This is a genomic window from Microterricola gilva, assembly GCF_004217495.1.
In the GTDB taxonomy this organism is placed as follows: Bacteria; Actinomycetota; Actinomycetes; order Actinomycetales; family Microbacteriaceae; genus Microterricola; species Microterricola gilva.
In genome coordinates this window covers 2,692,885-2,717,395 of the sequence record NZ_SHLC01000001.1, presented here as the reverse complement: position 1 = coordinate 2,717,395, position 24,511 = coordinate 2,692,885, and the positions used below count along the sequence as shown (strand labels likewise).

The 24,511-nt window shown below is 69.0% G+C and carries 24 protein-coding genes and 1 tRNA gene; 9 read left to right on the top strand and 16 right to left on the bottom strand.

From position 1 onward, the window contains the following. Positions 1-186: 186 nt before the first annotated feature. The 5 genes from EV379_RS12665 to EV379_RS12645 all read right to left on the bottom strand — a co-directional run bounded on the left by EV379_RS12665 (position 187) and on the right by EV379_RS12645 (position 4,365). Complete coding sequence (locus tag EV379_RS12665; protein ID WP_130506454.1) at positions 187-924, bottom strand: DNA alkylation repair protein; 738 nt, start codon at positions 922-924, stop codon at positions 187-189. A gap of 49 nt (positions 925-973) precedes the next feature. Continuing rightward, positions 974-1,414: a nitroreductase family deazaflavin-dependent oxidoreductase gene (locus EV379_RS12660; RefSeq protein ID WP_130506453.1), complete on the bottom strand. Its 441-nt coding sequence runs from the start codon at positions 1,412-1,414 to the stop codon at positions 974-976. 29 nt (positions 1,415-1,443) lie between these two features. After that, positions 1,444-2,448, bottom strand: a complete 1,005-nt coding sequence (locus tag EV379_RS12655) for a hypothetical protein (protein ID WP_130506452.1) — start codon at positions 2,446-2,448, stop codon at positions 1,444-1,446. Positions 2,449-2,450: 2 nt separating this feature from the next. After that, a complete protein-coding gene (locus tag EV379_RS12650) occupies positions 2,451-2,801 on the bottom strand; it encodes a PadR family transcriptional regulator (RefSeq protein WP_130506451.1) in 351 nt (116 codons plus the stop codon). A gap of 103 nt (positions 2,802-2,904) precedes the next feature. After that, positions 2,905-4,365, bottom strand: coding sequence for a helix-turn-helix domain-containing protein (locus EV379_RS12645; protein ID WP_130506450.1), 1,461 nt, complete (start codon positions 4,363-4,365; stop codon positions 2,905-2,907). A gap of 184 nt (positions 4,366-4,549) precedes the next feature. Here EV379_RS12645 and EV379_RS12640 point away from each other — a divergent pair, with 184 nt between their 5' ends. Then, entirely contained in the window at positions 4,550-6,400 is a 1,851-nt protein-coding gene (locus EV379_RS12640; protein WP_130506449.1) for a phosphoenolpyruvate carboxykinase (GTP), read from the top strand. A 312-nt stretch (positions 6,401-6,712) separates the two neighbouring features. Here EV379_RS12640 and galK read toward each other — a convergent pair whose 3' ends face one another. Further along, positions 6,713-7,888: a galactokinase gene (galK, locus tag EV379_RS12635; RefSeq protein WP_130506448.1), complete on the bottom strand. Its 1,176-nt coding sequence runs from the start codon at positions 7,886-7,888 to the stop codon at positions 6,713-6,715. Continuing rightward, a complete protein-coding gene (galT, locus tag EV379_RS12630; RefSeq protein WP_130506447.1) occupies positions 7,885-9,168 on the bottom strand; it encodes a galactose-1-phosphate uridylyltransferase in 1,284 nt (427 codons plus the stop codon). The genes galK and galT overlap by 4 nt, the downstream gene beginning before the upstream one ends. A gap of 86 nt (positions 9,169-9,254) precedes the next feature. Here galT and EV379_RS12625 point away from each other — a divergent pair, with 86 nt between their 5' ends. Beyond that, entirely contained in the window at positions 9,255-10,115 is an 861-nt protein-coding gene (locus EV379_RS12625; RefSeq protein ID WP_130506446.1) for a DeoR/GlpR family DNA-binding transcription regulator, read from the top strand. Between the two features lie 10 nt (positions 10,116-10,125). Then, positions 10,126-11,106 (top strand): aldose 1-epimerase family protein, encoded by a 981-nt coding sequence (locus tag EV379_RS12620; RefSeq protein ID WP_130506445.1) that lies wholly within the window; start codon positions 10,126-10,128, stop codon positions 11,104-11,106. Between the two features lie 30 nt (positions 11,107-11,136). On the opposite strand, the gene EV379_RS12615 is transcribed toward EV379_RS12620, so the two are convergent. Beyond that, entirely contained in the window at positions 11,137-11,343 is a 207-nt protein-coding gene (locus EV379_RS12615; protein WP_130506444.1) for a dodecin family protein, read from the bottom strand. A gap of 179 nt (positions 11,344-11,522) precedes the next feature. Here EV379_RS12615 and EV379_RS12610 point away from each other — a divergent pair, with 179 nt between their 5' ends. Beyond that, a complete protein-coding gene (locus EV379_RS12610) occupies positions 11,523-12,815 on the top strand; it encodes a DUF445 domain-containing protein (RefSeq protein ID WP_130506443.1) in 1,293 nt (430 codons plus the stop codon). Positions 12,816-12,831: 16 nt separating this feature from the next. Here EV379_RS12610 and EV379_RS12605 read toward each other — a convergent pair whose 3' ends face one another. Beyond that, positions 12,832-13,935 carry a hypothetical protein gene (locus EV379_RS12605; protein WP_130506442.1) on the bottom strand — a complete coding sequence of 368 codons (1,104 nt, stop codon included), beginning with the start codon at positions 13,933-13,935 and terminating at the stop codon, positions 12,832-12,834. A gap of 152 nt (positions 13,936-14,087) precedes the next feature. Here EV379_RS12605 and EV379_RS12600 point away from each other — a divergent pair, with 152 nt between their 5' ends. Further along, a complete protein-coding gene (locus EV379_RS12600) occupies positions 14,088-15,236 on the top strand; it encodes an AI-2E family transporter (RefSeq protein WP_130506441.1) in 1,149 nt (382 codons plus the stop codon). A gap of 59 nt (positions 15,237-15,295) precedes the next feature. On the opposite strand, the gene EV379_RS12595 is transcribed toward EV379_RS12600, so the two are convergent. Beyond that, a tRNA-Lys gene (locus EV379_RS12595) sits at positions 15,296-15,369 on the bottom strand. Between the two features lie 106 nt (positions 15,370-15,475). Between EV379_RS12595 and EV379_RS12590 the strand changes: the two genes are divergently transcribed. The 4 genes from EV379_RS12590 to EV379_RS12575 all read left to right on the top strand — a co-directional run bounded on the left by EV379_RS12590 (position 15,476) and on the right by EV379_RS12575 (position 18,882). Then, positions 15,476-16,105 carry a DNA-directed RNA polymerase subunit beta gene (locus tag EV379_RS12590; RefSeq protein ID WP_130506440.1) on the top strand — a complete coding sequence of 210 codons (630 nt, stop codon included), beginning with the start codon at positions 15,476-15,478 and terminating at the stop codon, positions 16,103-16,105. Between the two features lie 381 nt (positions 16,106-16,486). Continuing rightward, the gene (gene sigK / locus EV379_RS12585; protein ID WP_130506439.1) at positions 16,487-17,080 is read left to right on the top strand and encodes an ECF RNA polymerase sigma factor SigK; all 594 of its coding nucleotides are present in this window, start codon (positions 16,487-16,489) and stop codon (positions 17,078-17,080) included. Next, complete coding sequence (locus EV379_RS12580; RefSeq protein ID WP_130506438.1) at positions 17,077-17,961, top strand: anti-sigma factor; 885 nt, start codon at positions 17,077-17,079, stop codon at positions 17,959-17,961. Before sigK ends, EV379_RS12580 begins: the two co-directional genes overlap by 4 nt. 27 nt (positions 17,962-17,988) lie before the next feature. Further along, positions 17,989-18,882, top strand: a complete 894-nt coding sequence (locus EV379_RS12575; protein ID WP_130506437.1) for an aminodeoxychorismate lyase — start codon at positions 17,989-17,991, stop codon at positions 18,880-18,882. On the opposite strand, the gene EV379_RS12570 is transcribed toward EV379_RS12575, so the two are convergent. From EV379_RS12570 to pstS, 6 genes are all read right to left on the bottom strand, one after another. Next, complete coding sequence (locus tag EV379_RS12570; RefSeq protein WP_130506436.1) at positions 18,851-19,522, bottom strand: hypothetical protein; 672 nt, start codon at positions 19,520-19,522, stop codon at positions 18,851-18,853. The two genes, EV379_RS12575 and EV379_RS12570, sit on opposite strands and share 32 nt — an antisense overlap. Positions 19,523-19,551: 29 nt before the next feature. Next, complete coding sequence (locus EV379_RS12565; RefSeq protein ID WP_130506435.1) at positions 19,552-19,968, bottom strand: DUF4383 domain-containing protein; 417 nt, start codon at positions 19,966-19,968, stop codon at positions 19,552-19,554. Positions 19,969-20,252: 284 nt separating this feature from the next. Beyond that, positions 20,253-21,032, bottom strand: a complete 780-nt coding sequence (pstB, locus tag EV379_RS12560; protein ID WP_130506434.1) for a phosphate ABC transporter ATP-binding protein PstB — start codon at positions 21,030-21,032, stop codon at positions 20,253-20,255. Between the two features lie 38 nt (positions 21,033-21,070). Beyond that, complete coding sequence (gene pstA, locus EV379_RS12555) at positions 21,071-22,174, bottom strand: phosphate ABC transporter permease PstA (RefSeq protein WP_130506433.1); 1,104 nt, start codon at positions 22,172-22,174, stop codon at positions 21,071-21,073. Further along, positions 22,174-23,115, bottom strand: a complete 942-nt coding sequence (gene pstC, locus EV379_RS12550; protein WP_130506432.1) for a phosphate ABC transporter permease subunit PstC — start codon at positions 23,113-23,115, stop codon at positions 22,174-22,176. The genes pstA and pstC overlap by 1 nt, the downstream gene beginning before the upstream one ends. 128 nt (positions 23,116-23,243) lie before the next feature. Further along, positions 23,244-24,344, bottom strand: coding sequence for a phosphate ABC transporter substrate-binding protein PstS (gene pstS, locus EV379_RS12545; RefSeq protein ID WP_130506431.1), 1,101 nt, complete (start codon positions 24,342-24,344; stop codon positions 23,244-23,246). Positions 24,345-24,511: the final 167 nt, after the last annotated feature.

The window sequence follows — 24,511 nt, the reverse complement described above, 5'->3', positions numbered from 1 at the left end:
CGCGCGAAACACGCGTGCGCGACCGCCCGCGCCGGGCAGCGGCCACGAATGGGGCGACGGTCGCAGGCGAAGCCCGCGACCGTCGCTTCGCACCGTATCCGCCCCCGCGGAACCCCTCAATCTTCCGATGCGCACGATCATTCTAGTACGCGGCGTTTGATTAATGCATCCGCTCGCTGGACGTGTCTAGGCGGTGGTGCTGAGCAGCTGCCTCCGTGTCGCCTCGTCGAAATGCTCGATCGCGAATCGCAGCGTCACCCGCGCCATCGAGGGGCCGTGACGGTCGATGAACGCGCGCAGTCGCTCCTCGTCGTGGTCGCCGGCCGCGCGCAGCACGGCGCCGATCGGCTTGCGCACCAGGTCTTCCGGATCGCCGAGCAACCGCTCCGCGATCGCGTAGGCGTCGTCGAGCTCCCCGCGGCGCACGAAGGCCAGCGTCGCGAGCATCCCGGTCCGTCGCTCCCAGAGCGACTCCGACTCGGCGAGGCGGTAGAGCACGTCGCGGGGGTGATCGCGGAGCCAGCCGCCGACGACATCCCACGCGCCCAGATCGACGAGATCCCAGTTGTTGATCCGATCGTGGCGGCGCAGGTACAGCTCGTAAAGCTGCCGACGTGCCCCGTCATCTGTCGACGTCGCCTTGGCCCGGTTCGCCATGATGCGGAGCGCCCCGGCCCTGGCCTCGTGGATGTCGTCGTCGAGCAGGGCCTCGATCTGATCGAGGGGGAGAGCAGCATGGTCGCGGGCGAGCGCGAACACGGTCCCCATGCGCACGCCGATGAAGCGGTCACCGTTCGCCTGCGCGTCGGCGCCCGGGAAGTATCGGCCGTACTTCGCGAGTTCCGCATCGGACTGCTCACGCCAGAGCGCTGCAACGAAGGCCGACGCGGTCAACGGCGGCGCATCCACGCGTTCCTCACCCATGCCTGCATTCTTCCGCTGGCGCCACGCGAGCGCCAGCGGGCGACGGGTGTCAGTCCTGCACCGACTCCAGCACGAAGAGAGGGATGACCCGCTCGGTCTTGAGCTGGTAGTTCGCATAGTCTGGCCACGCCGCGACGGCAAGCGCCCACCACTCCTCGCGCTCTGCACCCTGCGCCTCGTGCGCGAGGTAGTCGCGCTTCACATCGCCGTCCTGCAGCTCAACGAGCGGCTCGGCCACGATGTTGTGGAACCACGCCGGGTTGTCCGGCGCCCCGCCCTTGGAGGCGACAACCGCGTACCGGCCGTCGTGCTCCACCCGCATCAGCGCGGTCTTGCGCAGTGCGCCCGTCTTGGCGCCCCTCGTCGTCAGCACGATGATCGGCTTGTTGCGCAGGAGCGCTGCCTCACTCCCGCCCGACTCCTCGAACCGTTCGGCCTGTTTGCGCGCCCACTCGGAGGTGCTCGGCGCGTACTGTCCCTGTAGTGGCATGACTGGTGCAACGCGGCGGATGCCGGATGCTATTCCCCAGCGGTGTCTGAGACGTTCCGGGAGCGCCAGGCCTTGATGTAGCCGTCGATGACGTCCCACACGGCCACCCCGATCACGATGAACGCGATCACCGGGAGGGCGTAGCTCATCGCCGTGTCGAAGTCCGCGTCGGTGTCGGGGATCGCGTCGAGGAACTCCTGATTGATCAGTTGCCCGGTCAGCAGCAGCCAGACCGCCGGCACGGTGAATGCGATGTTCATGAACAGATTGAGGGTGGCGAGACCCATCGTCATCCGGCCGCGCTGGTACACCCACACCGCGAAGACCCCCTCCAGCACGATGAGGCCGAGGAACCAGTACATCCAGCCGCTCCAGAGTGCGGGCTCGAGCACGGGGATCGGGGTGCCGTCGGCATCCGTGAGGAAGGAGTTGAACTGCTGCCAGACGAACCAGCCGGCGAACACGGCGAGGAAGACGAGGCCCAGGATCAGCTCAACGAGCGACTGGCGGCGGGCGGCGGGGGCCGGCAGCTGGGGGAGGCTGTCTGGCGTCCACTCGAGCAGCGGGCCGTCGCCCGGCGTCTTGATGCGCTGGACGCCGCCGCGCTCCACGAGCGCGAACACCAGCGTGACCCAGAAGCTGAGGTGCACGGCGACGCCGATGGCGGTGACGAACAGGGCGCCGAACACGTCGCCGACATCGCCTCCGCTCAACAGGCGGCCGAGTGCTGCCCCGAGTGCGGCGATCGGCACGACGATGACGAGGAGGAGCTTGAGCAGGCGCAACCAGTCCAGGTAGTAGCGCGGGCCGATCAGCTGCAGGGGGCGCTCGGTGTAGCCGGCGGCCAGGCGAACTGGATCACCGAGTTCGAGCAGTGTCGCGCGTTCAATGTCGGCGTCTGAGACGCCCTTCTCCCGCTGGGCGTCGGTGGTGTCGGCGATGAGGCCGCGCAGTTCCGGCTCGAGCTCGCCCCGCTGTTTCTCGGGGATGCTGCGCACGGCCGCCCAGACGTATCGGTCGGTGAGGGTGCTCATGATCAGATTCCTTCCTTCGGCGCGCGCGCCTTCAGTGCGCGCAGTGACTCGTCGATCGCGTGCCACTCCGTGGTCAGTGAAGCGGCGAGCTCGTGGCCGAGCGCGCTCGTGGTGTAGAACTTCCGGGGCCTGGCCTCGTCGGTGTTCCAGGCGCTGCTGAGAAGGCCCTGCTTCTCGAGCCGTCTGAGCAACGGATAGAGCGTGCCGGCGTCGACGGAGAAGCCGAGCTCGCTGAGCGTCTCGAGCAGGGCGTAGCCGTACTCCGGCGTCGCCAGTCGTACCAGGCAGGCAAGCACGACGGTGCCGCGCCGCAGCTCCTGCACATGCAGGGCTGTCGTCTCATCCATACTCATGTTTCACACCATAGTGTGAGTCACACACTATTACAAGAGGCACATGCTCTGTCAGGATCCGCTCGCCAGAAGGTGCGCAGAATCGCCGCTTGACGCTGGCGCGTCAAGCTTCGCGTTGGTGGCTCTCCAGGAACTCGTACACCTCGGCGTCATCGACGCCGGGGAAGGTGCCGGAGGGCAGCGGGGAGAGCACGTGGGCGTGCAGGCGCGCGCTCGGCCAGGCCTGGCCGCTCCAGCGGGAGGCGAGCTCGGCCGGTGGGCGCCTGCAGCACGACTCGTCCGGGCAGCGCGACTCGACCCGGTTCGACGTCTCCCGGCCGCGGAACCACTTCGCCTCCGCGAACGGCACGCCGACGCTGATCGAGAACTCGCCGGAGCGCCCTGTACCCGACTGCGAGCTGCCGGTCTGCGTCGCGCACCAGAAGGTGCCGGCCGGGGTGTCGGTGTACTGGTAGAACTCGGTCGTGCGGTTCGTGTGGGTGAAGGCGTTGCGCGCGCTCCACTGCTTGCAGACGAACTGTCCCTCGATCGATCCGGTCACGTCGGTCGGCAGCGGCAGATCGTCGTTCTCGTAGCCCTTCTGCAGCGCGCCGTCGCCGCTCACGCGGAGGAAGTGCAGCCTCATGTCGAGGTGGGCCGTTGCGAGGTTCGTGAAGCGGAGCGCCGCGGCCTCGTGGGTGACGCCGAAGGCGTCGCGGAAGTCCTCGATCGCGAGCCGCTTCTCCTTCTTGGCCGTCTGCAGGAATGCAACGGATGCCTCGCGCGGCATCAGGCAGCACGCCGCGTAGTAGTTGATCTCGAGCCGTTGCCAGAGGAACTCGGCGTAGCTGGCCGGGCGCTGGTGGCCGAGCAGCCGGTGCGCCATCGCCTGCAGCGCCATCGAGCGCAGGCCGTGGCCGCCGGGGATCGAGGCCGGGGGCAGGTAGATCCGGCCGTTGGCGAGGTCGGTGAGCGAACGGGTCGAGCTCGGCAGGTCGTTCACGTAGATCAGGGTGAAGCCGAGCTGCTCGGCCATCACGCTCACCTCGCGGTGCGTCAGGGCGCCGGAGGTGTGGCCGGATGCCCGCACCCGTTCCTCGGCCAACACCTCGATCTCCGGCATGTAGTTGTCGCGTTCCCGCATGCGCTCGCGCAGCTCCGTGTTGGCCCGGCGGGCCTCCTCCGGAGTGGCGATGGCCTCGGATGCCCGGCGGGCGAGTTCCCGGTGGAGCCCGACGATCGCGGTCAACGCCTCGGTGTTCATGCCCCGCGTCGGCTTGACCTGTGGCAACCCGAGTGCGGCGTAGAGCGGACTCTTCTGGGCCCTGCCCAACTCGATCTCCAGTGCGGCCCGCTCGTTGGGGGCCTCGCCGGAGAGCAGGGTGCTGAGCTCGATGTCGAGTGCGGCGGCTATCGCCTGCAGCGTGCCGACGCGGGCCTCGCGCTTGCCGTTCTCGATCAGCGAGAGCTGGCTGCCGGCCAGTCCGAGTCGTTCGCCCAGCTGGTCCAGGGTGAGGCCGCGCTGGCCGCGGAAGTGCCGGATGCGGTGGCCGAGCGTTTCAAGATCGGAGCTGCGTTGCTTCATGCCTTAAGAATACGGAAAGAATCGTGATTCTTAAGGCCACTTTGGGTGGTTTCGGGCGGAAAACAGGCGCATTCTGGAATGGAAGGTCGGGATTCACGCAGAACGGGTGCCACCGGCATCCGGACTCAGGGTGATTCGCCACCGCACATACGAACTGCACGACGAAGAGCAGAAAGGCACAGAGATGACAATCTCAGAGATCTCAGTGGGAACGGGCTCCTCGGCAGCCCCCGCCAACCGAGGCACCACGGACCCCGCGCTGCGCGCCTGGGTCAAGGAGATTGCCGCGATCACGCAGCCGGCCGACATCGTCTGGTGCGACGGCTCGATCGCCGAGGCAGACCACCTCACGAAGCTGCTCGTCACCGAGGGCAAGCTCATCCGGCTGAACCCGGAGTGGCGCCCCAACAGCTACCTCGCACGCACCGACCCGAAGGACGTCGCCCGCGTCGAGGACCGCACCTTCATCTGCTCCACCTACGAGGAGGACGCGGGCCCGACCAACAACTGGCGCGACCCCAAGCAGATGCGCGCAGAGCTGCGCGAGGTCTTCACCGGCAGCATGCGCGGCCGCACGATGTACGTCGTGCCGTTCTCGATGGGCCCCCTCGGCGGCCCCATCTCGCAGCTCGGCGTCGAGATCACCGACTCGCCCTACGTCGTTCTGAACATGGGCATCATGACCCGCATGGGCGACCGCGTCTACCGCATGATCGAAGACGGCGACGCCTGGGTGCGCACGGTCCACTCCGTCGGCTACGAGCTGGTGGATGCCGACGGCTTCCCGCGCGACGACCTCGACTGGCCGTGCAACGACACCAAGTACATCGTGCAGTTCCCTGACAGCCGCGAGGTGTGGTCATACGGCTCCGGCTACGGCGGAAACGCCCTGCTGGCCAAGAAGTGCTTCGCGCTCCGCATCGCCTCCGTGATGGCACGGGACGAGGGCTGGCTCGCCGAGCACATGCTGCTGATCAAGATCACCTCGCCAGAGGGCAAGAGCTACCACGTGGCCGCCGCGTTCCCCTCCGCCTGTGGCAAGACGAACCTGGCCATGCTGCGCCCGACCATCCCTGGCTGGAAGGTCGAGACCATCGGCGACGACATCGCCTGGCTGCGTCCTGGCAGTGACGGGCGACTCTGGGCGATCAACCCGGAGGCCGGCTTCTTCGGCGTCGCACCCGGCACCGGTCTGAGCACCAACCAGACCGCCGTCGACACCCTGTGGGGCAACACGATCTTCACCAACGTCGCGCTGCGCGACGACGGCGATGTCTGGTGGGAAGGTCTCACCGACACCCCGCCTGCACACCTGATCGACTGGCAGGGCAAGGACTGGACGCCGGATTCCGGTCGCCCGGCCGCGCACCCGAACTCGCGCTTCACGGTCTCCGCCGCGCAGTGCCCGTCGATCGCCGACGACTGGGAGAGCACGGACGGCGTGCCGATCGATGCGATCCTGTTCGGCGGACGGCGTGCGACCAACGTGCCGCTCGTTGCCCAGGCCCGCAGCTGGAAGCACGGCGTCTTCATGGGTGCGACCATCAGCTCGGAGAAGACGGCCGCCGCGGAAGGCACCGTCGGCGAGCTGCGCCGCGACCCCTTCGCGATGCTCCCGTTCTGCGGCTACAACATGGCCGACTACTGGGCGCACTGGGTGAAGATGGGCCGCACGCTCGGCACCAAGACGCCCCAGATCTTCCAGGTCAACTGGTTCCGCAAGGGGGCAGACGGCAGCTTCCTGTGGCCGGGCTTCGGCGAGAACTCCCGCGTGCTCGAGTGGATCGTCGGCCGCATCGAGGGCACCGTCGCCGGTGAGAACACCGCCGTCGGTGTCGTTCCGGCCGAGGGTGAGCTCAACCTCGACGGTCTCGAGCTGGCACCGGATGCCGCCAAGCAGCTGTTCGCGGTTGACAAGGCCTCCTGGCGTGCGGAGTGCGACCTCACCGAGGAGTACTTCGACCAGTTCAACGGCAAGGTGCCGGCTGCGCTGCTGGCCGAGCTGGCGAGCCTCCGCTACCACCTGAAGGACTGACCCCCAGCTTCACGGCGTGGGCGGGGGATGGCCTTGTACTCCTACTGCTCGCTCGCGTTCGTGAAAACACGCCGGTGCGTGACTCGCCTCCTGAGTCACGCACCGGCGTCATTTCTGTGCCGCGGAAACAGTGGCCCGTGCGAGTCGAGAACAGGCGCAACGGCGGCGGCCGGACCGCAGGCGCCTGCTTTCGCGCGCACCGAGCCCAACCCGCCTGCTTTCGCGACGGTCGCAGCCCGCAGGTTGAGCCTGTCGAAACCGCGAGGCGATCTCGACAGGCTCAACCAGCGGTGTCTGCTGAGCTGAATCTCGCTACAGCTCGCGGGTGGCGCCGGCCGCCGCACGCACGGTGAACAGCGTCGGCGCGGTGTAACCGGCATCCGCGAACGCCTGCTCGACGGCGGCCGAGATCGGCGTGACCAGCTCGTGCGGGACCAGCGCGATCGCGGCGCCGCCGAAGCCGCCTCCAGTCATGCGTGCACCGATGGCGCCGGCGGCCTTGGCCGTCTCGACGGCGAGGTCGAGCTCGGCGCAGCTGATCTCGAAGTCGTCGCGCATCGAGACGTGCGATGCGTCGAGCAGGGCGCCGATGGCGCGCGGGCCGTGCTCGCGCAGCGTGCGGACCGTGTCGAGCACGCGCTGGTTCTCGGTGACGACGTGGCGCACGCGGCGGAAGGTCTCGTCGTCGAGGAGCTCAGCGGCCTTCGCGAGGTCGCGATCGTGCAGGTCGCGCAGGGCGGGGACACCCATCGCGGCCGCGCCGGCCTCGCAGGAGGCGCGGCGGGCGGCGTAGCCACCGGTCGCGTGCGAGTGGCTGACCCGCGTGTCGATGATGAGCAGCTCGAGCCCGGCGGCGTCGAAGCCGAGCGGGATCACGTCGGCGTCGAGGGTTCGGCAGTCGAGGAACACGCCGGCGTCGGCCTCACCGAGGAGCGAGGCGGACTGGTCCATGATGCCGGTCGGAGCGCCGACCGCGCGGTTCTCCGCCAGCTGGCCGACCTTGGCGAGCGTGCGGCGGTCGAGGTCGAGGTGCCAGACGTCGTTCAGCGCGACGGCGACCGCGCACTCGATCGCGGCGGAGGAGGAGAGCCCTGCGCCGATCGGCACCTCGGAATCGATGTAGATGTCGGCTCCGGGCAGCGAGCCGAGGCGTGCGCCGAACTGGCCGAGCGCCCACGCGACGCCGAGCGGGTAGGCCGACCAGTCGGCGAGCTTCTCCGGGGCGAGGTCGTCGAGGCTGATCTCGACCGACTCCGCTGCGTGCGACGAGGCGACGCGCAGCACATTGTCGTCGCGCAGGGCCAGCCCGATCAGCGTGCGGCGGTTGATCGCGAACGGGAAGACGTAGCCGTCGTTGTAGTCGGTGTGCTCACCGATGAGGTTGACGCGGCCTGGCGCCGACCAGAGCCCGCGTGGCTCGCGTCCGAAGCGGGCGGCGAACTCGGCGCGGATCGTGGCGGCGGTGACGGTGGGGCGCGATGCGGTCATGCTGGGGATCCTTCGGTGGGAATCGGGTTCTCAGGTGCAGTGTTGGGTTGCGATCCGCGGTCTGCCGGATCGGGGGCTGCCGCCTTTCGCAAGGCTTCGCCTTGCGCCCTGGCGATGGCCTCGCGGATGTTGGCGGCGGCGACCTCTGGCGCGACGTCGCCGATCCAGGCTCCCATCGCCGCCTCGGAACCGGCCAAGAACTTGAGCTTGTCGGCGGCGCGGCGCGGGCTGGTGAGCTGGAGCATCAGGCGGATGTCGTCGCGGCCGCGCTCGACGGGCGCCTGGTGCCAGGCGGCGATGTAGGGAGTCGGCGTCTCGTAGAGCGCGTCGATGCCGCGCAGCAGCCGCAGGTAGAGCACGGCCAGTTCGTCGCGCTCGGCGAGCGTCGTCTCGGCGAAGTCGGGCACGTGGCGGTGCGGCAGCATGTGCACCTCGACGGGCCAGCGGGCGGCGAACGGCACGAAGGCCGTCCAGTGCTCGCCCTGCAGCAGCACGCGCTCGCCGGCCTGCTCGAACGCGAGGATGTCGGCGAAGAGGCCGGTGCCATCGGCGCCGGGCTCGTAGCGCTCCACCGACTCGAGCAGGCGCTGCGTGCGCGGAGTGACGTACGGGTAGGAGTAGATCTGGCCGTGCGGGTGGCCGAGGGTGACGCCGATGGCCTCGCCCCGGTTCTCGAAGGGGAAGACCTGGGCGATGCCCGGCATGGCCGAGAGGGCCGCGGTGCGCTCAGCCCACGCCTCGATCACGGTGCGGGCGCGCGAGACGGACTGGGTGCCGAAGGAGCCCTCGTGCTCCGGGCTGAAGCAGACGACCTCGCAGCGGCCGACCGAGGTGCGGGTGCGGCCGAGTCCGACGGATTCCAGATCCTCCAGGGACCGCGGGGCGTCCATCGTCGGATCGTCGGAGTCGGCGAGCAGCGGCCCGAACGACGGCGACTTGTTCTCGAACACGGCGACGTCGTAGCGGCTGGGGATCTCGGAGGGGTTGCCAGGCGACTGCGGGGACAACGGGTCGAGGTGCGCGGGCGGCAGCACGACGCGGTTCTGCCTGGCTGCAGCGATCGACACCCACTCGCCGGTGAGCGGGTCCTGTCGCATCACGGCGTTCGCCGGGCGCGGGGCGAGCTCGCGCAGGTCAGGGGCGCGGTCGGGGGCCAGCGTCGTGTCGGCGTCATCGAAGTAGATCAGCTCACGGCCGTCGGCGAGGCGGTGGCTCTGGCGCGCGATGCGCTCGTCGCGCGCGAAGGCGGGGGAGGCGGCATCCGAATGTGTGTCAGTCATGGCAGAGCCAGAGTAGCCGATTTACGAATATGAAAGCAATGAGCTTTCATATTGAAAAATCACGCTGCTGCGGCCAAGATGGGCTCATGCCAGGAGAGAGCCACACGGACGGCCCAGCCGAGAACGGAGCGATCCGAGAGGGTCGCGAAGCCCTGCCGGCGTGGCAGCGCCGCGAGCAGATCGTTGCGATGCTCGGCGAGCGCGGTTTCGTGCGCGTCACCGAGCTGGCCGAGAGCTTCGGGGTGAGCGGAGTGACCGCGCGCACCGACCTCGACAGCCTGGTCGAGGCGAATCTGGCCGAGCGGGTGCACGGGGGAGCCGTGCCCGTCGGGCAGGCGCAGCGCGAGCGTGCCTTCGAGGTGGCGCTCGCCGAGTCCGTGCTGCCCAAACAGCAGATCGGTGAGCTCGCCGCCTCGCTCGTGCAGAGCGGACAGAGTGTGCTGCTCGACGTCGGGACGACGACCCTCGCAGTCGCGCGGGCGCTGAAGGCCAGGCGCGACCTCGTCGACCTCGTGATCGTGACGAACGGTCTCAGCATCGCGCTCGAGCTCGAGAGCGAGATTCCGCGGTTCAGCGTGATCGTCACGGGCGGCGCCCTGCGGCCGCTGCAACACTCGCTCGTCGACCCCCTCGCTGACCTCGTGCTCAGCCAGGTGCACGCCGACATCGCCTTCATCGGGTGCAACGGCATCGACGCCGAGCACGGCGTGAGCAACATCAACCTGCCGGAGGCGGCGATCAAGGCGCGCATGACGGCCTCGGCCGAGCGCGTCATCGTCGTGGCCGACTCCTCCAAGCTCGGCCGGGTGCACCTGGGCAAGGTGGCTGCGCTCGACGCGTTCGATTCTCTGGTGACGGATGCCGCGGCATCCGCCGCCATCACCCCCGAGCTGAGCGCAGCGCTCGCCACCGCAGGCGTGAACGTGCTCGTGCCCCGATCCTCCTAGGCTGAACTCCATGACTTTTCCCACCGGCGAGCAGTTCGAGCTCGCACTCCAGACCCCCTCAGGCGCGCTGCGTGCCGTCATCACCGAGCTCGCCGCCGGCATCCGCGAGCTGAGCATCGACGGCGTCGAGCTGGTACAGGGCTTCGACGCCGAGATCGCGCCGCCGTCGTGCGCCGGCGTTGTGCTGATGCCGTGGGGCAACCGAATCCCTGACGGAGTCTGGGTCGATGCGGCCGGAACGAGCCACCAGCTCGCCATCACCGAGGTCGACCTCAACAACGCCATCCACGGCCTGCTGCGCTTCGCGCCCTACCGCGTCGTCGAGCGCAGCGACTCGGCGATCACGCTGGGCGCCCAGGTGTTCCCGCAGCTCGGTTACCCCTTCCACCTCGACACCCTTGTTCGCTACGAACTCGTCGCAGACGGACTCTCCGTCACCCACACGGTGCGCAACGTCGCCGCCGGTGACGCCCCCGTCACGGTGGCCTCGCACCCGTTCCTGAAGATCGGCGACGTGCCGACGGAGGAGCTCCAGCTCACGGTGAACGCCGACACGCACATCGACGTCGATGAGCGCCTCAACCCGACCGGGCTGAGCGCAGTGGACGGCACCGCGTTCGACCTGCGCGCTGGCAGCCCGCTGAGCCGCCGCGTCGGCGATCTCGCCCTCGACGACGCCTGGGGTGACTCGCACGTCGTCGACGGCGAGACCGCGCACAGCCTCACCGCGCCGGACGGCCGCCGCGTCGAGATCTGGGGCGACGAGAACTTCGGCTACGTGCAGGTGTACATCACGCCGACGTTCCCGGCGCGGGGCTCATCCATCGACGAGCACGGCACGGCTGATGCCGTCGTCACCGCCATCGCGATCGAACCGATGACCGGCCCGGCCGACGCCTACAACTCCGGTGCGGGCCTGACGCTCGTGGCATCCGGCGAGGACTGGGTCTCGCAGTGGGGGATCCGCTTCGCGGGGTTCCCGAGCGCCTGAGCCGCGCGCTCGGCGGCTGACGCGCTGCGTTCAGTCGTCGAGCACGAAGGTGACCTCGAGGACCACCTGGTAGCCGCTGATCGCGCCGTCGGTCACCTCGACCTTCTGCTCCTTCACCCAGGCGCCGGAGACGTTGCGCAGGGTCGCGCTTGCACGCTGGATGCCGCCCTTCACCGCGTCGTCGAAACTGGTCTCGGAACGCGAGCTGATGCTCGTGATGCGTGCGACGGTGCTCATGGCAGCCTCCTCAGGTGGGCGGGGAAGCACGACGACGGCCCCGCTGCGAGAGAGTCTCGTCCTCTCGGCGGCCGTCGGCAAGCCCCTCGCGCGTCTCGCAGCGGGCTCCGCTCCGGCACGCCCTGCGCAGGATCGGGCGCGACTGCGTTAGCGTCGAGCGAGAGCCCGAAGGAATCGACATGGCACACAACGATCTGCTCGCACCGACCCAGCCGCTCTCACCGGCGGATGCCGCGCGCGCCAGGGCGCTCCGCGGGATGAAGCGCCTGGCCGGCGGGCTGCTGCTGCTCGCCGCGCTCGTGTTCGCCGTCTCCTTCGCCCTGCAGGACCAGTACCCGTGGCTCGGCTACGTGCGCGCGGCCGCTGAGGGTGCGATGGTCGGCGCGATCGCCGACTGGTTCGCCGTGACCGCGCTGTTCCGCTACCCGCTCGGCCTGCGGATCCCGCACACGGCGATCATCCCGAACCGGAAGGACGAGATCGGGGCGACCCTCGGCGAGTTCGTCGAGACGAACTTCCTCTCCGATGACGTCGTGCTCGGCAAGTTGGCGACAGTCGACGTCGCCGGAACGCTCGGCGCCTGGCTGAACGAGCCGGCCAACGCACGCAGGCTCGGCGCGGAGGCGGCCGTTGCGGCGCAGGGGATGCTCACCCTGCTCAGCGACGACGACATCAAGGATCTGCTCGAGAAGCTCGCGACGCGGCACCTGTTCGAGCCGGAGTGGTCGCCGGCGATCGGGAGGGTCGGGGCGCAGCTTGTGGCCTCCGGGCAGCAGCGACCGGCGGTCGAAGCACTGCTGGTGAAGGCCGAGGACTGGTTGCGGCAGCATCCGGACGCCTTCTCCCAGGCCGTCTCCGAGCGGCTTCCGCGGTGGGTGCCCGGCTTCGTCGACCGCATGGTCGACGACAAGGCGTACCGAGAGGTACTCGCTCTGGTGCGCGCGGTGCGTTCGGACCCGAGCCACCCGCTGCGGCTCGCCATCGACGACTACCTCGCCGACCTCGCCTCCAGCCTGCAGCACGACCCGGCCATGATTGCGCGGGTCGAGGGAATCAAGCTCGAGCTGCTGGAGAGCCCGCGGGTGCGCGAGTTCGCCGGTGAGGCGTGGTCCTCCGTCAAGGAGAGCCTGGCCGCATCGCTCGCCGACCCGGAGAGCGAGCTGCGCCGTGGCCTGGAGTCCGCGGTCGTGGAGGTCGGGGCGCGCCTGCTCGCCGACCCCGGGCTCGCCGCGAAGGTCAACAGCTGGGTGGCGGATGTCGCGGCCTACGTCGTGCGTAACTACCGGCACGAGATCGCGGCCGTGATCACCGAGACCGTCGAACGCTGGGACCCCCGCGAGACCACGGAGAAGATCGAGCTCATGGTCGGCCGCGACCTGCAGTTCATCCGCATCAACGGCACGGTCGTCGGCGCGCTCGCGGGGCTCAGCATCTACGCGCTCGCCTCCGGCATCCACGCGCTGCTCGCCTGAGCGGCCTCGCCTCGAGCTAAGCGTTCGCGGCGGCGATGACCTCGGCGTGCAGGCGCAGCAGGGGAGCGGTGCGGTCGGCCGGACCGCGGCCGAAGCCGCACTCGGTGCCGATGCCGAACTCGGTGAACCCCGCCGCTGCCAGCACCGGGCGCACGGCGGCGATGCGCCTGCTCGCGCCCTCGACGCCGTCCTCATGGTGCACGAGGCCGAGGAACAGCGTCGTCTCCTGGCGCAGCGCCAGCTCGGCCAACGGTGCGACGTACGCGGTGTCGTCGCGCTCGATCGGCACGGGCAGGTGCACCCAGTTGACGGGGCGGGTCACGGATGACGCGAGCACGTTCGCGAGGGCGACGAGGTTCGCCGTGTCGGCCGGCTCGACGAAGTGCTTCTCGGCTACGTCGCCGTAGCAGAGGTGGAATCCGAGTTCGACGGCATCCGGCACCAGATTGGCGATCGTGGCGGCCAGCGCCCCTGCGGCGGCGATGGTCTCGGCGGTGGAGGCGTCGGCCCCGGCCTCGGCGAACCACGCGATCGACTTGGTGCCGCCGACCGTGACCTGCTCGATGTAGGTGAACTCGGTGGCCAGGTCGATCTGGATCGCCAGCTCGTCGGCGGGGATCGCCGCGGCGATCTCTGCGATCTCGCGGGCGATCGCCGCGGAGTATGCCGGGTAGACGAGCGGCCGTTCGGCCGCGACCACGTAGACGGAGAGCGCGGCCAGCGGGCTGGGCAGGCTCACCTGGAAGCGGGTGTCCGGCGCGATCACGCCCGCGTCCTTCAGCGCGGTGAACTCGGCGAAACTGGCGATGGCGGCATCCGCGTAGCCGAGCGGGCCGAATTCCAGCGCCTCGGCGGCGACCGTGCCGTCGAGGGTGAGCGGGCGCACGTCGAATCCGCCGATCACGATGGGGTCGATCGGCACGCGGACGAGACCGTCGACGGCGTCGAACGCCGTGCCCTGGAACAGGATCCAGTGGTAACGCTCGCCGACCTCACCGTCGGGGATGCGCGCGATGTCGGCGCCGAGGTTCTCGGCAACGATGCGCAGGGTCGCGGCCGCGGTGGGCTGGTTGATCGATCCGACGAGGTGTGCGCCGCGCACGGCGGGAAGGGCAGTCATGGCTCCAGCCTATTGCCGCGCCGTACGCCGCTCCCGGCCGGGGGAAACGAGGCGACATAGAATCGGAGTTCCCCGCGAAGCACGCGGCGGGGCATAGAGGACAACCAGTGAAGCGGTGCGTCGCGCCGCTCTCGTCCAGCCGGGAGGCCACGATGCGCAAACGCGAAACCACCACGGAACGCCGAAGCGAGGCGAGCGCGGCACAGCCGAGCGGCGTCGCGCGAATCAACCCGTTCGCGATCGGCTTCGTCGGCACCCTCGGCGTGCTGCTCGCGCTGCTCATCGGCGCCGTCATCGGGCAGCTCTCCACGGTGCTCGTCTACATCGGCCTGGCGCTCTTCCTCTCGCTCGGCCTCGACCCGCTCGTCTCGCTGCTTGAGCGCAAGCTGCCGCGGCCAGGCGCCATCGCGATCGTCGTCGGCGGCGTGCTGCTCGCCTTCGCCGGCATCGTGCTGGCGATCGTGCCGGTCCTGGTCGAGCAGGCGACGAAGCTCATCGAGGACGCCCCTCAGATGGTCGACGACTTCACGCACAGCGACTGGTACAACGACGTCGTCGCCCAGTACGGCAGCCAGTTCAAGGACGCCACCCAGTCCGTGCTGCAGTTCTTCCAGGATCCGAGCAACCTCGCCTCCATCGGCGGCGGCATCGTCGCGGTCGGAGCCGGCATCGCCGGTGGCCTGACCGGCGTCACGATCGTGATGATCCTCACGCTGTACTTCATGGCCGCACTCCCGGCGATGAAGAAGATCGCCGCCCGCTTCGTGCCGGCCTACCAGCGCGACGGTTTCTCGGAGCTCACCGACGACGTCGCAGGTGCCGTCGGCCGCTACGTGATCGGCCAGTTCAGCCTGGCGCTCATCAACGGTGTGCTCAGCCTCATCTTCTTGACGATCATCGGGGCGCCGCTGCCGGCGCTCCTCGCGCTGATCGCCTTCATCGGCTCGCTGATCCCGATGGTCGGAACGCTGATCGGTGCGATCATCATCTCGCTGATCTGCCTCTTCGCCTCGCCGCTGACCGCGCTCGTCGCGGCGATCTACTACCTGATCTACATGCAGGTCGAGGCCTATGTGCTGAGCCCGCGCATCATGAACAAGGCCGTCGCCGTTCCCGGCGCCATCGTCGTGATCGCGGCCGTCGGCGGCGGAACGATCGGCGGCGTGCTCGGCGCCCTCGTGGCCATCCCGATCGCGGCATCCGCGATGATCATCATCCAGAAGGTCGTCTTCCCGGCGCAGGATCGGAAGACCACCGACCCGGATGCCGTCGTTCCGGCCGTAGTCACGATCGAGCAGTAGCGGCGCAGACGGGCGGCCGCGAGTTGGGGCGGCTGCTCACCGGCATCCGCATGCAATAGTGCCCCCACAGGGACTCGAACCCTGGACCCACAGATTAAAAGTCTGTTGCTCTAACCAACTGAGCTATAGGGGCACGTACCAATGTACAGGCTGAACGCGCAGAGTTTTCGCGCGTAACGTTGGAGTGGCGCGCCGCACGCATCCGGGCGGCCCCGACAGCGAAATCGTGAGGAGACGCCATGGCGGAGCACATTCACAAGCCGACGAAGTTTCCGAACCGCATCTTCGAGGCGTTCCAGGGCGGCGAGGATCCGGCGACGATCAGTCGCGTCGCGCACGAGACGGCGAACGCCCTGCTCTCGCGGGTTCGCGCCGACCCCGATCCCGAGGTGGTCGAGCGCCTCGTCGCATACACAGACGAGAATGGCATCGACGCGGTCGCCGAGCTCTGGTCGCGGGCGACGCCGCGCAGCCTGCCCGGCGCGCTCTGGCGCATCTACCTGCTCCGGATGCTGATCCGGCAGGATCCGACCGGCACGAGTTTCCTGTTCCAGCGCGGCGTCGAGGTTGCACGCACCATCGACCCGGTCGTGGCCGGCGCCGCCCACCCGACCGGTCCGGACGAGATCATCGTGCTCGCCGACGCCATCCTCCGTGGCATCTACACCGGTGACTTCGCCGTCGCCCTCGACCGGGCGGCCGCCTTCTGCCGTGTGATGTCGGCCGGGGCGACGAGCCTGGCCGACGACGCGGATGCCGCGGAGCCGGAGCGCGCGGCCGAGCTGACGCGCCGAGCGCTCCGCTTCGCCGAGATGGGCGGCGAGCTGACGGCCTGCGCCCGCCTCTGGCGCACCCACTCGCTCGACTAGCCGCCGCGAGTTGTCACAGATGGCCCCATCGCGTGACGTCAAGGGGCCAGCTGTGACATCTCGCGGGAGCGCCGGAGCCCAGCCGCGTCGTTTACAATGGATTCTGGCCGGGCCGCAGTAACCCCGGGCTCCAAAATTAGCCGCTCCGAGCGGCCTCGCGCCGAGAGGCGTTCTGCGGCCCGGCTTTTTCGCGCCGTCTGGCAATCCGATCCTCGCGCCGCGCCGAACCCAGTGCAGACGAACACGGTGCAGACAAACACGGCAGACGGACACGGTGCAGACGAACGGTGCAGACGAGCACGGCAGTCGACCACCGTGCATGCGGACACAGCTGGCGCTCAGACTGCTGAACAGATTGCGCGGGACGGGAGGACTGCTGGCATGCTTGGTGCCGTGAGCGAGAATCCCGTTGCGCAGAGTTCGGCAGGCAACGCCGAGCTCGCAGCAGTGCTGGAGCGGGTCGCAGCCGGCGATCAGCTCGCTTTCGGCGAACTCTACGATCTGACATCCGCGCGCATCTTCGGACTCGTGCGCCGCCTGCTCGTCGACCACGCGCAGTCGGAGGAGGTGACCCAGGAGGTGTTCCTGGAGATCTGGCAGACCGCGCCCCGCTTCGATGCGACACGCGGCGCGGCGATGTCGTGGATGATGACCATGGCGCACCGCAGGGCCGTGGACCGCATCAGGGCCTCACAGGCCGGCCGGGACCGCGACCAGCGCATCGGCCGCAGAGACATCACCGTGGAGTACGACGACGTCGCCGAGACCGTTGAGATCACGATCGAGCATGAAAGGGTGGCGAGGGCAATGACCCGATTGACTGAGCTGCAGCGCGAGGCGGTGAGCCTGGCCTACTACGGCGGCCTCTCGCACAGCGAGCTCGCCCACCACCTCGGCGTGCCGCTCGGCACGGTGAAGACGCGCCTGCGCGACGGCATGATCCGGCTCCGCGACGAACTGGGGGTGACCGCATGAGCGAGCGCGACGAGCGGCTGAGCCGCGAGGCATCCGAGGCGCTGCACGCCGCCGATCAGCCAGAGACCGGCGAGCAGACGCTCGGCGACGGCGGCAACGAGTTCAGCGAGACCGCAGCCCAGCTCGGCCTCGCGACCACCCCGGTACAACCGCCGGCGTCCCTGCGCGACGACATCATGGCGCGCATCGCGCTGACCCCGCAGCTGCCCGCCGTCGGCGAGGCCACAGCGGGTGCGACTGCGACTGCTGATGCCGTGACCGCCGCCTCACCGACCCTGCGGCTGCCCGCGCCGGCGCCCGTGTCCGAGGCCCCCGGCGCTCCCGTGACTCCCGAGGCTCCCGAGGCTCCCGCCGCTCCCGCCGCTCCCGCTCCGATTGTCGGCGAGGAGGCTGGCCCCGCCGAGCGCCGTGCGGCCGCCCGCTGGCGACGACCCGTCGGCGTGCTGCTCGCGGTCGCCGCGGCATCCGCCCTGTTCTTCGGCGGTCTCGCGATCGGAACGCTCAGCGACTCCACCCCGCCCGGAACCCAGACGCAGGCGGAGCAGCTTGCGGCCATCGCGGCGGCACCCGACTCGCAGCGGGCCGTCGCCGAGGTCGCAGGCGGAGGAACCGCGACGCTCGTCTGGTCGGGGGAGCTCGGCCGCTCTGCACTGCTCGCCGACGGACTCGCCCCGCTGCCGGCGGACCAGACCTACCAGCTCTGGTACATCGGGGACGAGGGCCCGGTCTCGGCCGGCACCTTCGACGCCAGCAGCAAGGGCACGACCTGGCACGTGCTCGAGGGCGAGATGAGCGCTGGCGACACCGTCGGCGTGACCGTCGAGCCCAGCGGCGGATCTGACGCCCCGACGAGCGACCCGATCGTCGCGATCGCCAGCTGAGTGCCTCTGCGGGCGTAGCATCGAGACATGCCGCTGCCGTACACACTCCTGATCACCCCACTGGCCGCCGACGCCCCAGACGACGGCTCGTGGTTCGCCGAGACCTTCACAGAGGTCGACTCCTCCGAGCCCGCGCTCCGGGTGAGCGAGCTCAGCACGCAGCGCGGGGACGGCGTCTTCGAGACGCTCGCCGTCGTCGACGGACACGCCCAGGAGGTGCAGCCGCACCTGGCCAGGCTCGCCCGCTCCGCCCAGATCTGTGAGCTGCCGCTGCCGAATCTGGCGCAGTGGTCCGCCGCGATCTCGGCCGCCGTCGCCCAGATCCCGCAGCAGGGCGAGCTGGCGATCAAGCTCGTGCTCAGCCGCGGCGTCGAGAACGGACCAAGCCCGACAGCCTGGCTGCACGCGAGCGCCGCCACCGACTTCAGCGCGGTGCGCGAGAGCGGTGTGCGCGTGATCACCCTCGACCGCGGCTACGACCGCGGCGTCGCCGAGAGGGCGCCGTGGCTGCTGCTCGGTGCCAAGACCCTCAGCTACGCCGTGAACATGGCCGCCCTGCGCGAGGCGCACCGGCGCGGCGCCGACGACACGATCTTCGTGACGAGCGACGGCTACGTGATGGAGGGCCCGACCTCCTCGGTGATCCTTCGCCACAACGGTGTGTTCTCGACGCCGGCCCCGAGCGGGGCCATCCTGCACGGCACGACCCAGACGAGCCTGTTCGAGTACCTCGAACGGCACGGCCACAGCGTGAGCTACCGCGACATCAGCGTCGAGGAGCTGCGCGGTGCGGATGCCGTCTGGCTGGTGTCCAGCGTGCGGCTGGCCGTGGCGGTCACCGAGCTCGACGGGCGTCAGCTTCCCGTCGACGCGCCCCTGACCAGGCTGTTCACCGAGTACCTGCTGTCACCGCGGGACTGAGCGGGGCGGCGACGGTCACCGCCTGGCCGATGGCGTGCGTCCCGTGCGGGACGGCGAGGCGTCCGGCATCCGTTGCCGCCAGGCCCGGCGTGACGAGTGCGGAGACGGCGAGCGAGCCGACGACGAGGCCGAGCGTGAACCGGCCGCCCGCAGTGTCGGCGTGCGCTGTGCTGGCCGCGACGTGGTTGGCGGAGCGGCCGCTGCCGGGCAGCCGGCGCAGCGTGCTCGCGCTCTGCGCGACGGCACCGAGCGCGAGCACGGACGCGATGAGCAGTGGCAAGAACGGCAGCGGCGCCGCGCCGGGAGCGCGCAGCGCGGTCGTGGCGGCCGCTCCGATGGCGGCCTCCGCATGCGTGTGTGGCGCGTCCGCGCCGAGCCCCGCGAGCAGCAGCGCGGCCCAGAGCAGCGTCGGCAGCAGGAACAGCGCGAGCGCGAACGCCGGGGCCGGCATGCTCCCGGTGCGCAGCGCGAGCAGACCGAACGCGGCCTGGCCCGCCGCCACGGCGAGCCAGAGCACGCCGAGCGGAATCGCAAGCGCAGCTGCGCCGGCAGCGCCAATCGCCCCGGCGCCGACCGCCCCGTAGAGCAGCGCGGCGCCGAGGGCGGCAAGAGCCGGCCAGCTGCGGGTGAACTGCATCATGAACCGGCCCATGAGCTTCCCGCCCTGAGCTAGGCCAGAGCGCTTCGGCTCGGCGCCGTCGCCCTGTCGGCGGCGAGGCCGACACCGAGCAGCACGATCGCGCTCGCCAGGTGCAGGAAGTGGTCTGGCGTGTTGAGCGCGAGGATGTTCGCGGCGGTTCCTGCGATGAAGAAGCCGACGACGCCGAGCAGCAGATACGCCGCGCCGACGACGACGTTCGTCGTCTTCGCCGCCGGCACGGTGGCGAGCCCCGCGATCAGCAGCGCGGCACCGATCAGGAGGTGCGCAATGTTGTGCAGCGGGTTCACGGCGAAGATGCCGAGCAGCAGCCCGCCCTCGGTGGCGACGAAGCCAACGCCGCCGGTCACGGCGAAGCCGAGCAGACCGACAAGCAGGTAGACGGCACCGAAGATCGTGCCGATCAGACGATTCGGGGATGTGCGCATTGTCGTTTCCTCCTCATGAGCGGCTCGGCGCGAGCGCCGAGCACTGTGGTGTTGTGCGGGAGGGGTTCGGAGCACAATCAGCGGTGGATTGGTCCGGAGGTCGCGAATGCAGGCAATCCGCTCGGCCGACGGCCGTCTGGGGCTGTTTTCAGTGTCGGTGTCCACATTCTGCCTGTATTGGCAATCGGTCGGGCAGGGCGGGGCGGACAGGGGAGCGGGCGGGCGCAAACGCGAAAGGAGCGGACGCCACCGGCATCCGCTCCTCGCACAACTCGTCGCCCCGGCTACCCGAAGCGGCCGGAGACGTAGTCCTCCGTCGCCTGTACGCTCGGGTTCGAGAAGATCGACGTCGTGTCGTTGTACTCGATGAGCTTGCCCGGCTTGCCGGTGCCTGCGATGTTGAAGAAGGCGGTGCGGTCGGAGACACGCGAGGCCTGCTGCATGTTGTGGGTCACGATGACGATCGTGTACTCGTTCTTGAGCTCCTCGATGAGGTCCTCGATGGCGAGCGTCGAGATCGGGTCGAGGGCAGAGCACGGCTCGTCCATCAACAGCACGTCGGGCTCGACGGCGATCGCGCGGGCGATGCAGAGACGCTGCTGCTGGCCGCCGGAGAGGCCGGAACCGGGCAGGTCCAGACGGTCCTTCACCTCGTTCCAGAGGTTGGCGCCGCGCAGCGACTTCTCGATCAGGGCATCGGCGTCGCTCTTGCTCATGCGGGTGTTGTTGAGCTTGACACCGGCCAGTACGTTGTCACCGATCGACATCGTCGGGAACGGGTTCGGCCGCTGGAACACCATCCCGACCTGGCGGCGCACGAGCACGGGGTCGACGCCGGGACCGTAGAGGTTGTTGCCGTCGATCAGCACCTCACCCTCGACGCGGGCGCCCGGGATGACCTCGTGCATGCGGTTGAGGGTGCGCAGGAACGTGGACTTGCCGCAGCCGGACGGACCGATGAAGGCCGTGACGGTGCGTGGTTCGATCGTGAGCGTCACATCTTCGACGGCGAGGAACTTGCTGTAGTAGACGTTGAGGTCGTTGACTTCGATGCGCTTGGACATTGATTCCTTGGGTGCTGGTGAGCGGGTGTCGTTGGAGGTTAGCGCGCGATCTTGGGCGCGAAGATCTTGGCGATGAGGCGGGCGGCGACGTTCAGCAGCGCGACGATGAGGATCAGCGTCAGCGCTCCGGCCCATGCACGGTCGATGTAGGCCTGGGTGTCTGCGCCCTGGTTGGCGTACTGGGTGTAGACGTAGACGGGCAGCGTCATCATGCGCTCGCTGAACAGGTCGTAGTTCATGCTGGCGGTGAAGCCGGCGATGATGAGCAGCGGGGCGGTCTCACCGATCACGCGGGCGATCGAGATCATCACACCGGTGATGATGCCGGCGATGGATGTCGGCAGCACGACCTTGAGCACGGTGAGCCATTTCGGCACACCGAGGGCGAAGGCGGCCTCGCGCAGCTCGTTCGGCACGAGCTTAAGCATCTCCTCGCTGGAGCGCACCACGACGGGGATCATCAGCACGCTGAGTGCGACGGCGCCACCAAATCCGAAGCGGATGCCCGGGTCGTTGAAGAGCAGGGCGAACAGGGCGTATGCGAAGAGGCCGGCCACGATCGAGGGGATGCCGGTCATCACGTCGACGAAGAAGGTGATGCCGCGGGCCAGGCTGCCCCGGCCGTATTCGACGAGGTAGATGGCGGTGAGCAGGCCGATCGGCACCGAGATCAGCGTTGCGGCCCCTGTCACGAGCAGGGTGCCGACGAGGGCGTGCAGGGCGCCGCCGCCCTCACCGACGACGTTGCGCATCGAGTTGGTGAAGAACTCGATGTCGAAGCGCGGCAGGCCGTTGGTGATCGTGGTGAATGCGACGGAGATGAGGGGGAGCAGCGCGATCGTGAAAGCGAGCGAGACGAGCGCGGTGACGAGGCGGTCCTTGGCCTTGCGGGAGCCCTCGACGGCCCGGGAGACCGACCAGATCGTGAGGCAGAAGAGCAGCACGCCGAAGAACACGGCGCCGGCGATGTTGTAGTCGGCCGTGATGCCTCCGACGAAGAGCACGCCGAAGACTGCCGCGCTTACCGCGAGGCTGCCGAGGAGCAGCCACAGGCTCGCGGAGCGCGGGAGCTTGCCCGCGGTCAGTGAGTTGCTGATCGGCATGGCCGTCGTCGACGGCGGGCGAGTCGAGGTGAGGCTCATCAGTTCGCTCCAGAGAAGGCCTTGCGGCGGTTGATGATGAAGCGGGCCACCATGTTGACGCCCAGTGTGATCAGGAACAGGATCAGGCCGGTCGCGATCAGGATGTTCACGCCGACACCGTGCGCCTCGGGGAAGTTGAGCGCGATGTTGGCGGCGATCGTCGACGGGTTCTGCGACTGCAGCAGGGCGAAGCTGATGATCGAGAACGGCGAGAGCACCATGGCGACGGCCATCGTTTCGCCGAGTGCGCGGCCGAGGCCGAGCATGGACGCCGAGATGATGCCGGGGCGGCCGAATGGCAGCACCGCCATCTTGATCATCTCCCAGCGGGTGGCGCCGAGGGCGAGCGCCGCCTCTTCGTGCAGGCGCGGGGTCTGCAGGAAGACCTCACGGCAGAGTGCGGTGATGATCGGCAGGATCATCACGGCGAGCACGACGGCGACGGTGAGGATGGTGCGGCCGGTGCCGGAGACCGGCCCAGCGAAGAGCGGGAACCAGCCGAACCACTCGACCAGGCTGGAGTAGAACGGCTGCACGGCCGGGGCGAGAACGCTGATGCCCCACAGGCCGAAGACCACGGAGGGGACGGCGGCCAGCAGGTCGATCACGTAGCCGAGGCTCTGGGCGAGCTTGCGCGGCGCGTAGTGCGAGATGAAGAGCGCGATGCCGATCGCGAGAGGAACGGCCATCAGCAGGGCGAGGAATGCGGCCCACACGGTGCCGAAGGCGAGCGGGGCGACGTAGGCCCAGAAGTTCTCCGCATCGCCCTTGAAGTCGGTGGATTCGGCGGCGAAGGCCGGCAGCGACTGGGCTACGAGGAAGATGGCGACGGCGGCCAGCACGACGAGGATCAGGCTGCCGGCCACGACGGTCGCGGTCGAGAAGATGCGGTCGCCTGGGCGTTGTTTGGCCTTGATCGGCGGCGCGACTGCTGTCGTCATGCTGGCTGGATCCCTCGGGTTCGTGTGTGGGAGCGGGCGGTGTTCGTACTGCTGGTGAATCTGGTGGAACGAGGGCTGTGCCCGGCCGATTCAGCTCTTCGCTGGATCGACCGGGCGGCCTGAATTACCTACTTGATCGACGCGACGACCTCGGCGACCTTGGCCTGCAGCTCGGAGGAGAGCGGAGCGGCACCGGCGGATGCCGCGGCCTCCGTCTGGCCCTCTTCGCTGGCCATGAAGCCAACGTAGTTCTTGACGAGCTCACCCTGCTCTGCATCGGCGTACTCGGTGCAGACGATCGCGTAGCTCACGAGAACCAGCGGGTAGTGGGTGGGGTCGGTGGTCTTGCGGTCGAGCGCGATCGCGAGGTCGTTATCGGCGCGGCCCTCGACGAGCGGCGAACCGTCGACGACGGCGGCAGCGGCCTCTGCGGTGTAAGCGACGAACTCGTCGCCGACCTTGATCTTGGCGACACCGAGGTCACCGGCGCGCGACGCGTCGGCGTAACCGATGGTGCCGACACCGTTGGTCACGGCGTCAACGACACCGGAGGTGCCCTGGGCGCCCTCGCCGGTCTGGAACGGGAACGCGTCGGCCGGCTTCTCGGTCCAGACGCTCGGAGCGACCTGGTTCAGGTAGTCGGCGAAGTTCTTGGTGGTGCCGGAGTCGTCCGAGCGGTGCACGGCGGTGATGTTGGTGGCCGGCAGCTTCGCGTCGGCGTTCAGCGCGGCGATGGCCGGGTCGTTCCAGACCGTGATGTCGCCCTTGAAGATCTTGGCGAGCGTGTCGGCGTCGAGGTTCAGCTCGTCGACACCTTCGACGTTGAAGATCACGGCGATGGGGGAGATGTAGACGGGAAGGTCCACGGCGCTGGTGCCGGGAACGCACATGGCGAACTCGCCGGCGAGCTCCTCGTCCTTGAGGTACGAGTCGGAGCCGGCGAATGCGGCGCCACCGGCGATGAAGGTCTCGCGACCGGCACCGGAGCCCGAGGGGTCGTAGTTGATCGTGACGTCCGGGTTGGCCGTCTGGAACGAGGCGACCCAGGCTTCCTGAGCGGCGCCCTGCGACGATGCGCCTGCTGCGTTGAGGGTGCCCGAGAGGGTCGACGTCTCTTCGCTCGGCTCGGCGGCGGGGCTGGTGGCGCCCTCATTCGCGGCACACGAGGTCAATGCAATGGCTGCTGCAACTGCAACGACCGCGGGGCGGCCGAATCGCTTGATGTTCACGAGTATCCCTTTCAGGGGCTTGAATGCTTGACACAGGCCGGTGCTGGCCCGATGACGAAGCTAAGCTCCTCGGTTAACGAGCCTCCCCCGGTGCGGTTAACGCAAGGTAAACGGATGTCGACATTTGCACTCTCTGATATCGCTTCCCAGCCGATTCGCAGCGCGAC